Source organism: Desulfonatronovibrio magnus, from assembly GCF_000934755.1.
Classification (GTDB): Bacteria; Desulfobacterota; Desulfovibrionia; order Desulfovibrionales; family Desulfonatronovibrionaceae; genus Desulfonatronovibrio; species Desulfonatronovibrio magnus.
In genome coordinates this window covers 1-12,614 of the sequence record NZ_JYNP01000040.1, presented here as the reverse complement: position 1 = coordinate 12,614, position 12,614 = coordinate 1, and the positions used below count along the sequence as shown (strand labels likewise).

Below are 12,614 nucleotides of genomic sequence, written 5' to 3'. Positions count from 1 at the left end.
CATGATTCATGATTCCAACACCCAATCAGATACACTGGTAGTTGACAAGTTCATAATTTTAATGTTGTGATTTCAAGACAAGCTTAAACGCAATAGTCACAACATTTACAATAAGGCTCTTGCAATACCCAGTCTTCCGGCTTTCGCCGGAATGGCGGAAAAGGAGAACCGTCTGATTTAACCCTCACCCCAGTCTCGATCCGGGCTCAAGGTCTTCTTATTCGTCTTTTCTGAATATTACGCATAAACAATGATTTACGGGAGGTCGTATGTCTAAGGTTGAAATAATTGAAGAAGTGGAAAATTTTTACACAATCATTCCCTTAATTAAATTCAGGCATACCCCGGGTGTCTTTTTTGACAATGTGCCCATGGAGTATTTACCTAAAATAGATGCCATGGACAGGGTTTTACACGATCAGTCCGCAATCTCCCCAGGGCCGGTGGACGATGTGAAGAGACCATGGTACATGCATCCCCATCAGGCTGACAATCTGATTGTTCTTTACGGCACCAGGCATGTTGATATATATATTAAAGAACACGGGATGCTCAGCTTCACAGTAACACCCCAAAAAATTTTAAAACAAGGTGAATTGCTATATGATGGTCCAGCCATGCTGGTCTGGCCAAAATTTGTTTTTCATAGAATCCAAAGTGGAGAGGAAGGATCAGCATCTCTCAACTTTGCTGTTCACTATCCTGGCATTGACATGCGTAAAAATTTTAATATTTACGACCTTGATCTGGAAACTGGGAAATTTAAAATAATCAGAGAAGGCTTTAAAGACCAAAATATGTAAAGGGCCTCTTTTCAGAACAGGTCAGAACAGGGTCGTGGAGTAAGAGCAGGTCTCATTTTTTTATAGTACCTTGCGGGGATTGTCCCAATTTCCAAATATGGGACTGTTCTTCAAGGTGGAGGCGGCTTCCAGCCGCCCGGAGTTAAATAGCCTGCAGGATGCAGGCTCCACTTTAAAAACAGTTACTCACAAGTTCGGTCCCGGGCCGCCCGGGTGAAGAGCTTCTAAGTAGCTAAAACCAAATTAGAAATAAATTCAGAGCATTATGATTTTACCATACAGATTGCTTCGGTTGCTTAGGCTCCCTCGTGGGTGACAGGTTTTCAGAAACTACATCCCTGACAGTTCAGGTGTCATTGCGAGCGAGTCTTCGAGCGCGGCAATCCTTGTTGCGAGCGAAGCGAAGCAATCTCGCGCTAAGGCTATTACACTTTTTTTTTGTGGCTCCAGCCACATTTTGAAGAAGCGGCTGGAGCCGCAAGAGAAAAACGTCCCCAGGCAGGAGCCTGGGAACGAGAGATATAAGCTACTCGCAGTTTCGGTCCCAAGTCTGCGTTGTCAAATTTTTTGCTCGTAATGCGACAATTTTGTACTTGAATTTTTTTTTATTTCCAGTATGTACTTGAGCACTGAAAGACATTATCAACTTCAGTGAGGATAATTATGAATTATTATGTTCCTTCTTACAAAAACAATTCCCGTATTTGTCTTAAAAGAAAAAAATCCAAAAAACATCTGTGGATCATATCTATTCTTTCTATCTTAGCACTATCGTATATGCTCATGGGCTTCAGTTCAAAATCACAAGAAACTGAAACCGTAGCAGAGCTTCAACCAGGTGCAGAAGTCCCAACAGAATCACATCAAAGCACAGATAGTGAAAAAAGCAATCAAACCCCTCGTCCTGATGCTGTTTCTCAACATGTTGCAACGCAGCAACCCAGTTCAGATGATGACACCTCGGACAGTGCTAAAGACACGTTAAGTCAGGAAAGAGACACTCAGTCCGTTGCCGCTTCATCACCTTCCATTCAGGAAAAGATAGTCTCCATATCATCAGGCGACACATTGATGGGGCTTTTAACTGCACAGGGACTGCCAAGAGCAGAAGCCCATACAATAATCTCCACCCTGCAGGATGTTTTTAATCCAAGAAGAATCAGACAGGGACAGGAGATCACTCTTGCATTTGAAACTATGGATCAATACGACCCCATGTTTCAAAGTATGAACCTCAAGCTTGGAGTCACAAAAGAAGTTCAGGTAGAACGCTGCCCAGAAAACGGCTTTGTTGCCCAGGAAATAGTTCGAGAACTGCAAACAAGGCCAGTCAGAGCTGATGCTGAAATCAACTCCAGCCTCTACAATGCTGCCGTAAGTGCTGGAATGCCTGTGGAAGTCCTCATGCAGATGATTCGGGCTTATTCTTTTGATGTGGATTTCCAGCGTGATATCCGTCATGGAGACAGTTTTGAAGTTCTTTTCAATGAACAACTTGATGAAGACGGAAACTTTATCAGGGGAGGAGATGTCCTCTATGCCAATCTGAATACACGGGGACGGACATTGCCCATTTATCGCTACGAAACTTCGGATGGCGAGGTGGACTTTTTCAACAGTAAGGGTGAATCCGTCCGTAAAACTCTGATGGTCACCCCCATTGACGGGGCAAGGCTCAGTTCAGGCTACGGCATGAGACGACACCCCATTCTGGGATACAGCAGGATGCACCAGGGGCTTGATTTTGCAGCGCCTACCGGTACACCTATCATGGCAGCAGGGGACGGAGTGGTTGAATTTGCAGGAAGAAGAGGAAATTACGGCAATCTGATAAGACTCAGGCATCCCAATGAGTATCAAACACTGTATGCTCATCTTAGCAGATTTGCTTCCGGCATCCGACAGGGGGCCAGAGTGACCCAGGGGCAAATTATCGGTTATGTAGGAACAACTGGTCTGTCTACAGGCCCACACTTACACTATGAAGTTCACCACAGAGGAAGCCATGTGAACCCAGCCACGGTGGATACACCTCCCGGACGAACTCTTGAAGGACAGGAGCTTGAAAAGTTTCTTGCAGCTAAAGAAAATATCCAGACCCTTTTTGCTTCTCTCGAAAAACGTGATAAGCTTGCCAGAGTTAATCAGGATGCTTTAAGCTCAAGATAAAAAACCAAAATATTTTTGGTTGACAATATTTTTTCATCTGCATATAGATATTGTCTTTTCAGACAGTGGGCCGTTAACTCAGCCGGTAGAGTATCTGCCTTTTAAGCAGAGAGTCGCAGGTTCGATCCCTGCACGGCCCACCACCAAACATTTTCATAACATCCTACATTGTCCCGCACCCCATTACAATCAAGCTTTATGAACTCAGCCCAGTGGTAAAGGCTTCCTTATTTGCCTTTAGCCAGGGTGTATTGACGTTCTATTGATTACAAAGGGTCAAGACTTTATGCATGTTCTGACATAAATCCAAACATGCCTGAACTGTCCAGCTTTGAACTGCCAAGCCTCACGTTGAACACGAACAGCACAAGGCGATATGAATATAGATACTCATGAATTCCCTATGCTGGCAAACAGAGCAGCAGCCTTTTGAGCAATCCATCTATCTGTGTCTGTTCGGGCAGGCCCAGGACCGAGGCCGAATGGAGCTGTCTGTCAACGAGTCCAGGCAAGGGAGGAATCGCTGCTGCCAATTCCGGCAAACCCTCCAGCTTTGGTATGGATTCTTCATTAAGGAAGCGGTTCAGAACCAGGACTTGACGGACAAGTTTAAGATCATTGGCCAGACTTCCAATACAGGCCGCGGCCTGCAAACCGCGCATACTCGGTTCGCTGATCACCACCATGCCGTCCACATGGGCAACCGTACCCCGGCCAAGATGTTCCACCCCGGCCTCCAGATCAACCAGGACCCATCCCCCGGTCTCAACAACCAGATGGCGTAAGAGAGCCTTTAAAAGTGTATTTGCCTCGCAGGCACAGCCGCCTCCGGTGGCCGACACCGTGCCCATTACCAGCAATCGCTTGCGGCCCGGTCGGACTCCGGACTGCCCTTCACTCCCCAGGGGTAGATCAACCGCCAGTTCAGCGGGCAGATCACCCACCTCGGGGTTCAAATTTATCATGCCCGTACCAATACGCTCACGGATGAGGTCCTTGCGCCTCACCAGGGGTTCGGGCAGGTCATCTGCCGGGAGCCCGCAGGCCTGACCAAGGGACAATGCAGTGTCGGCATCAACCATCCAGACATCATGGCCCTTTCTGGCCAGATAGTCACCAAGCCAGGCGCTGATGGTTGTCTTGCCCACCCCGCCTTTGCCGGCAAATGCCAGTTTCATCTTTGCCTCATTTTTTCAGATATGTTTTACCGGGGCAGACCTTAGGCCTGCCCCGGACAGAAGTAAAACCTGCAATACAGGTTAGTCTCCAAGCCCCAGAGCTTTGCGTTTGACACTGATGCGGGCATCGATGAGCTGAGCCGCTTTAAATGGATCTGGTTCGACTGCAAAGCACGCCCCAACCAATTCCTCCAGTCCGCCCAGGGCCAGATTGGTAACAGTCTCGGATCCGGTAATATTTGGCGGCAGACCAAGATGGGTGTAGACTCCGGAAGCCACTGCGTAAAGACCGATGGCAGCGGCTTTTTCAGAGTACCATTCCGGGGCGCTGGCAGCCACGGGCAAGTCTGAGATGTCTACACCCAGGGCGTTAGCCAGTACAGAGCAAAGATGCAGAATACGCGAGTTGTCCACACAGGAACCTACATGCAGTACTGGTGGGATGCTTAGAGACTGACACACAGCCTTAAGCCCCTGTCCGGCCTTATCCGCGGAAGCAGGCATCATCAGGCCGGCCTTGCCCATGGCTACCGTGGCGCAGCCAGTAACCAGAACCAGGATATCCTTTTTGATCAGCTCTTCGGCCAGAGTAGTATGTACATAGTCATGCTTCAGCTTGGGATTATTGCAACCAACAATGCCAACAGCGCCGCGCACCTGTCCGGCCTTGATGGCCTCGATGAGCGGTCCGGGCGTGCCGCCCAATGCGCCCAGAATCGCTTCATTGGAAAAGCCTGTCATAAGTTCTACCGATCCCTGGGGAATGTCCACCCTGGCCTGATTGCGTCGACCATAGTTCTCGATGGCCATGCGCACCAGCTTAAGGGCTTGGCTCCTGGCGTTGGTATAGTTGAACTCCACGTGCTCGGCTCCGGTAAACCTGGCCTTGTCCGATGTGGACACAAATCTGGTATGGTAACAGTCAGCCACCTGGACCAGGCTGGGCATGATGCACTGGTAATCCACCAGGATTAGCTCTACTGCTCCGGTGATGATTGCCAGTTCGGTCATCAAATGGTTGCCGGCCATGGGAATTCCCTGGCGCATGAGCACCTCATTGCCTGTACAGCAGAGCCCTGCCACATTGATGCCCCCGGCTCCGGCCGCTTGCACCTCTTTTTTTATCTCCGGGTCATTGACCGCGCTCAAAAGCATTTCCGAGACAATGGGCGAATGGCCGTGGACGAGGATGTTTATCTGGTCGGTCTTGAGCACGCCCAGGTTGACTTTGCCTGCCCTTGGAGTGGGTGTTCCAAAAATGATGTCCGAAACTTCCGTGCCAATCATGGAACCACCCCAGCCATCGCCCAGACATAATCGGGCCGAGTTCAGACACAGGCTGACGGCATCGGAATCCACACCCATGTGGGTGCGGTGCATCATTTCCACAATATCACGATCAATGCCCCTGGGAGTAATGCCAAGTTTTTTCCAGAGGTCTTTTCTTTTTTGGGGAACTCGGGACAGAAAGCCCAGGTGATTGTGTTGAAAGCCAAAGTCCTGGATCATGGACTCGGCCACGGCCAGGGCCAGTTCCTGTATACTCTTGTCCGCAGCCTCTACCCCGATCTCCTGGGCAATGCGTTTGAGCTTGGCCTGGTCACGCACCTCGTAATCACTGGTCTGTCCTCTGCCAATGGCGTGCAGAGTCTCCACCAGGTCCCGACCATGATCCGAATGTGAGGCAGCACCTGCAGCCACAAAGCGGCCGAAATTTCTGGCCACGGTCAAATCAGCATCAGCTCCGCAGACTCCTCGCGGCTTTTTACTGCTGATTCGACATGGTCCCATGACGCATTTCTTGCAGGTCAGTCCCTTCTCACAAAAAGGACAATGGGGTTCCTGCTGTTCCAGACGGTCCCAGACGGTTTCGACCCCATCCTTTTGAGCCTTACGGATCATCATTTTGGCATCGTCCCAAATGGTCAGGTCATCGATGGTTCTTTTGTCTTTGGCCATAACCCCTCCTTTCAAGTTGTTAACTATAAAGCAGCCCAGACTTCACAATTTTAATTCAGAAGGCGCATGAGCTCTTCTCTGTCAGAGGAGTCAGCATACAACTGAGTGGTAATGCCACTTACAGACTCAATCAGCTCATTTGGTGATTCATACCCGTACATCCTGGCCGTGGCAGGGTTTGTTGACAGAAGCCGGCCGTCGGGAGTGGTGGTGATGGTACCTATAGGGACGTTCATCAGGATGTCGTGAGGGTCAGAAAAGACGGTTTGGGCAGGCTCATCTTTATTTTTGGATGGTCCGGACATGGTCAACTCCGAAAAGATTTAAATTCCTTTGGAAGAAAAAAACAAGGCTTGATGCCTGCTTTTGGAGTAAATTAGTCTGTCGCTGAAAGCAACAACTTCTGAAACGAGAACTTACTTAATGTCTCATGAACCAAATTTATCATTCAAATGGCTCACTATCAATAGTAATTGTGAGCCGATTAAATGTCCTAATCGGCTCACATGAAAACACAATGCCTCGGAACCAGCTAAGATTCAGACGACCTTGGAAAAAATAGGGTTATAATTGACAATTGGACTATGTGGATTTTATCCCTGTCCGAGCTGGAATGCTGGGATTGTTGATACTGGAATGATTACCAGGAGAACCCGGAATCCCCTTTGGGGTGTTTTACCTCTGACTTCTGACCTCTGATTTCTGGCCCCTGACTTCCATAAAGATGCAGTAGAACGCATGTTCATGCCACATATGTTCCATTGACATTTTTATTGACATCCTTTGTCAAAAGAGATAATTTTTTCTTTGCAGGTAACATAAAGTCTTTTTTCTTATTTTGACATCCAAAAGTTTATGCTTTTATCTGATTGAGTCAATTCTTGAGTCAGGGAAAATTTTTAATCAACATGAACCCCTTGCTAATATGGGCTGCAGCAATTAATTTGAACCCTGCTCGACCATCATAATTTTTTCATCAAGTCCCCATCGTCTAGTGGCCTAGGACGCTGGCCTCTCACGCCGGAAACAGGGGTTCAAACCCCCTTGGGGACGCCAAATAAAATCAATGGGTTACGGCCTATGCAGCAGTAACCCATTTTTATTTTCCAACCCTATTTCCAACCTTCAAGACTAATATCAGACTTCTAAGTAACTATAATCGTTTTGATAATAAAATCAGACGGTTACAATTTTCATATTTTTACGATTTTTGTTTATGATTGATGCACATTTGCCTGAAAAATTCCGTCAAAGATGGGAACTTTGCGCTTGGCACAGGGACTGTCCCTCGCTATGTAAATTTTTTCATTAAAACCGATTTTTGCCAAAAACCAATGCAGTATCAAACTTTTTAACGTTTCCTCGCGGGGACTGTCCCAATGTCCATAGAGGAGACTCATTTTCAGTTACTCGCAGGTTCGGTCCCGGGCCGCCCGGGTGAAGAGCTTACAAGTAACTACAGTCGTTTTGGCAATAAAATCAAGACATTATGCTTTTGCCATACAGATTGCTTCGTTCGCTTAGGCTCCCTCGTGGGTGACAGGTTTTCAGCAACTACATCCCTGACATCTCAGGTGTCATTGCGAGCGAGTCTTCAAGCGCGGCAATCCTTGTTGCGAGCGAAGCGAAGCAATCTCGTGCTAAGGCTATTACATCTTTTCTTTGTGGCTCCAGCCACTTTTTGAAGAAGCGGCTGGAGCCGCAAGAACAAAACGTCCCCAGGCTGGAGCCTGGGAACGAGGGGTGTAAGTTACTCACTGGTTCAGTCCCGGGCCGCCCGGGTAAGAAGCTTAAAAATGGCTTAATTCCCGTTGAACACTTAATCTCGCCGCTGGTCCTGACCAGATCGGTTCTGGCATATTTTTTCCTCATCCCCGTCTCGCTCTGAACCTTCAGAGCTGCCGAAATTTCAGCCGCCTTTGAGCCCGCACATGGGCAGTATTTTAACAAAGGCGTACATGAGTCCGGCCATGGACAGGAGGGTGATAAGTATAATGAGTAATGTCGTCATTTTTTTTGCCTTTTGATCAGGGTTATTTTCGCAGGATATCTTTTATTTCTGCCTGAATTCTGGTTTTGACTTTACCTATTGACAGCTCAGACTTCTTTTCCCTGAGGCTGTCCGCCACCCTGCAGGCCTGGTCCAAAGCTGATTTTATCAAATATGAGGGCAGAACCGGAGAAGCTTTGTCGCCTGCTCTGGGAACAGAAATATCAAAAAGCAGGCTGTCTTGAATTATCCGAAGCAGATCCGTGGATATATCCGGGGCAATCAGTGTTTCCCTTTCAGGAATAATGCCATCCATATAGCTTATCATCTGCCAGAAGTTGTCGTTCATGCTGAAGTTCAGTCCAGGCAGCATGCTGTCAGCCACCAGCAGGTTGAAAACTTCATGCGCTGTTCCTGCTCTTTCATTATCTTCAATAATATTGCCGATGCTGCGGGTGGAATCAAAGTCCTGGCGCATTATACCATGCAGCTCATGCTGCGCCTTTTGCAGGGCGATATCATCAGGACTGGCCCCTTCATGGAGAATCATGTCTTTAACGTCTGAATATTTTTTTACCAGCCTTGTTTCCGGCTCCCCCTGGCTGTTAAGGCAGCAGACTACATACACCACAAGATTAGCGTTTGTATCCTGGACCTGTCGTTCCAGCCTCTTAACGCACTGGGGCAAATCAAAGCTGTCAAACAAGGTCACTACTTTATCAAAGACCGGATCTCCATATGATGCAAAGTGAATAGGCTCTTCAATGTCCGGTGTCCCTTTTTCATACAGGCTTCTGTCAGTAGTCAGAATGGTGTCAGGATAACCTCCATGCTCGCCACCCAAATGGAGCATATTTTTTTTAGATATCCGGGCTCCAAGACTCTGTAGATATTCTGAACCTGAAAGAAAATCCCAGATATCATCAAGGCTGACCGGCAGTGCTGCTTTGTCCTGCATACTCTTCATTCTCAGGTAAATTTCATAAAGGTCCTGGGCAGGCACCTCTATATTGGCACTCCTGCTCTGTTGCTCTCTGGCGCGTCTAAGCGCTCTTTTGAACAGTGTATCCTCTTTCAGCTCTCCCGAGGCCAGCTGCGAAAACTCGTCTTCAGTCACCGGCAGCATGGACAACTGTTGTGGACCCACCACTCCCACTGTCTGGGCCAGCCTTTTAAGCAGCCGGTCATAAACAATTTGTTCTGCTGAACCAGCATAACAGAAGTTGAGAACAAAGATGCGCTGATGGGACTGTCCTATTCGGTCGATGCGGCCTATGCGCTGCTCAACTTTCATGGGGTTCCATGGCAGGTCATAGTTAATGATCAGGTCTGCTGTCTGCAGATTGAGCCCTTCTGCTGCGGCATCTGTGCAGATGAGTATGTCTATTTCATCCCTGAGAAAAAGATGTTTGATATGCTCCCGATTTGTGCCGGTATACCTGGATGACTCGGGATGAACATATCTGCCTCCCTGCCCGGAGTACTCACCTATGCGCATTTCAGGATTGATGGCCCTCAGTCTGCCTACAATGTCTGTCAGGGTGTCGTAAAACCTGGTAAAAACTACAGTCTGCCTGATTCTGCCCGGGACATTTCTGCGTCTGCCCTCAAGCACCCTGAGCAGTTCTACCATCTTCAGGGGCATGTCTGATATATTGCCTGCCAAGTCCAACAGCTTGACCAGCTTTTTTTCCTCCCAGATAAGATCATCACTGGTCCGGTTTTTAAGAAGAGATTCCACAATTACTTCATCGCTGTCTTCACCGTACCCGTAAACATTGTCATGCTCCTCAATATCAGCAGCAAGCACATCCTTAGCATCAATGCTCCTCAGGGTTGTCCTGACCTTATCCAGCCTGCGCCTGATGGTTTCTTTGATGGCATACGTGCTCGAAGCAAGCCTCAGGCGAAGAAAGCTCAGGTAAAAGCCAAGACTGGTTGTCCACTGTTTTTGAGAGGTATTGGATGAAATTTTTCTGGTAAGTTCACGACAGTAACTTTCCAGTTCGTCATAGACTTCCTTTTCTGGTCCAGTCAAAACCAGAGAAGGAACAGGCAGAATCTCCCGTCTGGCCAGGTTGGCTTCAAGCTTTCCCTGCTGCCTGTAGATTTCCAGTAATGGCCTTGTATGACGAAGCATAACTCTGGACAGGGGAGCTGCGGCAAAAATCACCTTAAGAATATTTTTGCGGTCCAGTCCGCGGGGGATGCGGCCGTGTTCCAGCCAGATCCTGACTGATGTCTTGATGCGTCCGTCTATGACTGCATTTTCAAGAAAACTCCACAAAAGAGGATCATACCTTTTGACTGAGCTTAAGGACGAACGTAAAAGCTCCCACTCATGAGAATCAGGCTCCTCTTCATGAATAAGACTGGCAAGGGCATTGTAATATGTCCAGGTCAGGGCGGGATCTTTCTGAAAGTGTGCGATACGCCTGGAAAGGCTGATGAGATCAAAAACTTCTATCCAGTCCAGCTGCATGGGCGTGGCCGTAGCCAGCCACAGGCATTTGCCGGATGGACTCAGAACACCCCTGATTGTTTCATAAAGACGGCCAAAACGGGGAAAGCTCCTTTCTCCGTCTCTGGGATTTTTCCTCCGGGCGTAGTGGGCTTCGTCAACAAGAACAATATCAAAAGGCTCAGCTCTTTTGAGCTGGTTTATACGTTCAGTTCTGGTCATCAAGCCTGTGGAAACAATACAAAGGTCTGGACCATACATTTGAGCGGACTGCATCTCCTGTTCTTCCGGGAAGATACACTCATGATTAAATCCACTTCCACCCTTGACCCTGGCAAACGGCAGAAAGAATTTCTCGGCCATCTCTCTTTGCCATTGCAGGGTAAGACTTGCAGGAGCAGCAACCAGGACCCTTTTGACCAGTCCGGACAGATAAAGGGAGCGAATGGCCAGGCCAGCTTCAATGGTCTTGCCAAGACCGACCTCATCACACAGAAGATAACTGTAAGGCCAGGTGCTGATGAGCCGATTAGAAACAACTTCCTGATGCGGCCAGGGCTTGACCGGCGCTGTTTCCATGCCCACAAATCGACCACCCGGAAGCCTGGGGCCGTCTTTGATCAAGGCACACTTTAAGAGCTCCATTGAGGAAGGCCTGGGCGTGTCGCTAACCGACTCTGAGGACCCATCAATTTCAACCGGCTTGTCATTATCCAGGCCTATCTGGATAAGTTTCTGCCTGACCGCTTCAGGCAGCTTAAACACCCTGATGAACGGGTTTTCATCCTTCCAGAGCTGGTTGAATGATTTCTGCGCCTGGTCAATACGCTCCCGGTCTGCAGGTCCCCACCAGTCGGTATGCAGGGTGATGTTCTCTGCGTTATGCATGAGAGCCCTGCGGGATTCATTCAAAGAACCTGAGATATACATCCTGCTGTCAGAGGCATCGGTAAAAACCGCCCACTTCTCATGGACATAGCCATCTTCAATTGAATCAAATGGAACAGGCTTGCCTGTTTGACCATGCACCCTGAAGGCAACGCACACCTCAAGTATCTCCCTGGCCACCATCCAGCACAAAAGCTCCACTCCGCGCCTGACATCTTCGGGCCAGTTATGTGGGCTATCAAGCTCATGGCTTAATTTCTGAATAGCCCGTTGTTCATCACCTCTTAGAATGGCTGCAACGTCTTCCTGGTCCAGGTCTGCCCCCACAATCATTCTCACTCTGCCCCCGGAGTCGGCAAATGCTGAAAAGCCCTGGGAGGCTACAGCGAGAGATGATGAACGGAAATAGCCTGCTACCCGGTCATAGGATTTACTTCGTTTAAGGACAGGGATGTAAAAATCGTGAAGGATACTGACTGGACTGCCGTCTGGTCTTAAGGAGGAAGTTTTGTAGGAGTACTCCCACTGCCTGTTATGGAACAGCTGGGCCGGACCTGTGTCTGTCATGAACTATCCTTGATTGTATCAAAAAACGCCTTGTTCATAACTCCACTTCCCGGCCTCCAAACATACTCTTTCTCTGGACAGCCTGTTCAAAAAGCTCACTGTCTTCAGGACTCAGGTCACTTAGCATGCCAGCGTATTTCATGATGTCAGGCTTTGGGCCCGGGTGCTTTTCTTTTAGAATTTCTTCTTTCATAAGGTTAACCATTTCAATTATTTTGATCATTTTGCAGAATTTTTTCTATGGAAACAGCAACTTTTGGCAACTCGTCAACACATACATACCAAATGATATCAATGTTCACTCCAAAATAGTCGTGAATAAGTTTATCTCTGATGCCAGCCATACTTTTCCAGGGTACATCGCTATAGCGCAAGCGTGTGTCTGTGCTAAGGCTTTTGGTTGCCTCACCAATGATTTCCAGATTGCGTATAACAGCATCCTGGGTTTTATAGTCCCTGGCAAATGAAGAGTAATCTAAGCCGGAAATATAGCTCAATGTCCTTTTGATGGCCTCCTGAATATCCAGAAGATATGCTTTTTCCGACCGCTTAGACATAGGTAGTTTCCTTTTCAATGGAGTCGGCAATTTCAGGCAGTC

At 48.1% G+C, this 12,614-nt stretch carries 8 protein-coding genes and 2 tRNA genes; 4 read left to right on the top strand and 6 right to left on the bottom strand.

The window, feature by feature from the left end; all coding sequences use genetic code 11:
- The first annotated feature begins 269 nt into the window (after window positions 1-269).
- The 3 genes from LZ23_RS05690 to LZ23_RS05680 all read left to right on the top strand — a co-directional run bounded on the left by LZ23_RS05690 (window position 270) and on the right by LZ23_RS05680 (window position 3,115).
- Complete coding sequence (locus LZ23_RS05690; RefSeq protein WP_045212365.1) at window positions 270-803, top strand: hypothetical protein; 534 nt, start codon at window positions 270-272, stop codon at window positions 801-803.
- Between the two features lie 663 nt (window positions 804-1,466).
- On the top strand, window positions 1,467-2,972 hold the full coding sequence (locus tag LZ23_RS05685) for a M23 family metallopeptidase (RefSeq protein WP_052507143.1): 1,506 nt from the start codon (window positions 1,467-1,469) through the stop codon (window positions 2,970-2,972).
- Between the two features lie 67 nt (window positions 2,973-3,039).
- Window positions 3,040-3,115: transfer RNA gene (locus tag LZ23_RS05680), tRNA-Lys, on the top strand.
- A gap of 258 nt (window positions 3,116-3,373) precedes the next feature.
- On the opposite strand, the gene LZ23_RS05675 is transcribed toward LZ23_RS05680, so the two are convergent.
- From LZ23_RS05675 to LZ23_RS05665, 3 genes are all read right to left on the bottom strand, one after another.
- Entirely contained in the window at window positions 3,374-4,150 is a 777-nt protein-coding gene (locus LZ23_RS05675; RefSeq protein ID WP_045212363.1) for an ATP-binding protein, read from the bottom strand.
- An 81-nt stretch (window positions 4,151-4,231) separates the two neighbouring features.
- Complete coding sequence (cooS, locus tag LZ23_RS05670) at window positions 4,232-6,109, bottom strand: anaerobic carbon-monoxide dehydrogenase catalytic subunit (protein WP_045212362.1); 1,878 nt, start codon at window positions 6,107-6,109, stop codon at window positions 4,232-4,234.
- A gap of 50 nt (window positions 6,110-6,159) precedes the next feature.
- A complete protein-coding gene (locus tag LZ23_RS05665; protein WP_045212360.1) occupies window positions 6,160-6,414 on the bottom strand; it encodes a PAS domain-containing protein in 255 nt (84 codons plus the stop codon).
- 675 nt (window positions 6,415-7,089) lie between these two features.
- Between LZ23_RS05665 and LZ23_RS05660 the strand changes: the two genes are divergently transcribed.
- A tRNA-Glu gene (locus tag LZ23_RS05660) sits at window positions 7,090-7,165 on the top strand.
- Window positions 7,166-8,142: 977 nt separating this feature from the next.
- On the opposite strand, the gene LZ23_RS05655 is transcribed toward LZ23_RS05660, so the two are convergent.
- From LZ23_RS05655 to LZ23_RS05645, 3 genes are all read right to left on the bottom strand, one after another.
- Window positions 8,143-12,015 (bottom strand): helicase-related protein, encoded by a 3,873-nt coding sequence (locus LZ23_RS05655; protein WP_045212358.1) that lies wholly within the window; start codon window positions 12,013-12,015, stop codon window positions 8,143-8,145.
- 34 nt (window positions 12,016-12,049) lie between these two features.
- Window positions 12,050-12,238 (bottom strand): hypothetical protein, encoded by a 189-nt coding sequence (locus LZ23_RS05650; protein ID WP_045212357.1) that lies wholly within the window; start codon window positions 12,236-12,238, stop codon window positions 12,050-12,052.
- The coding region (locus tag LZ23_RS05645; RefSeq protein ID WP_232300423.1) for a HepT-like ribonuclease domain-containing protein at window positions 12,222-12,614 on the bottom strand (393 nt) is incomplete at its 5' end. The genes LZ23_RS05645 and LZ23_RS05650, both read right to left, overlap by 17 nt.

What these genes read in the sequence shown, in the direction of transcription:
- LZ23_RS05690 (WP_045212365.1), top strand. Translation starts at nt 270, where the DNA reads ATGTCTAAGGTTGAAATAATTGAAGAAGTGGAAAATTTTTACACAATC.
- LZ23_RS05685 (WP_052507143.1), top strand. Translation starts at nt 1,467, where the DNA reads ATGAATTATTATGTTCCTTCTTACAAAAACAATTCCCGTATTTGTCTT.
- LZ23_RS05675 (WP_045212363.1), bottom strand. Translation starts at nt 4,150, where the DNA reads ATGAAACTGGCATTTGCCGGCAAAGGCGGGGTGGGCAAGACAACCATC.
- cooS (WP_045212362.1), bottom strand. Translation starts at nt 6,109, where the DNA reads ATGGCCAAAGACAAAAGAACCATCGATGACCTGACCATTTGGGACGAT.
- LZ23_RS05665 (WP_045212360.1), bottom strand. Translation starts at nt 6,414, where the DNA reads ATGTCCGGACCATCCAAAAATAAAGATGAGCCTGCCCAAACCGTCTTT.
- LZ23_RS05655 (WP_045212358.1), bottom strand. Translation starts at nt 12,015, where the DNA reads ATGACAGACACAGGTCCGGCCCAGCTGTTCCATAACAGGCAGTGGGAG.
- LZ23_RS05650 (WP_045212357.1), bottom strand. Translation starts at nt 12,238, where the DNA reads ATGATCAAAATAATTGAAATGGTTAACCTTATGAAAGAAGAAATTCTA.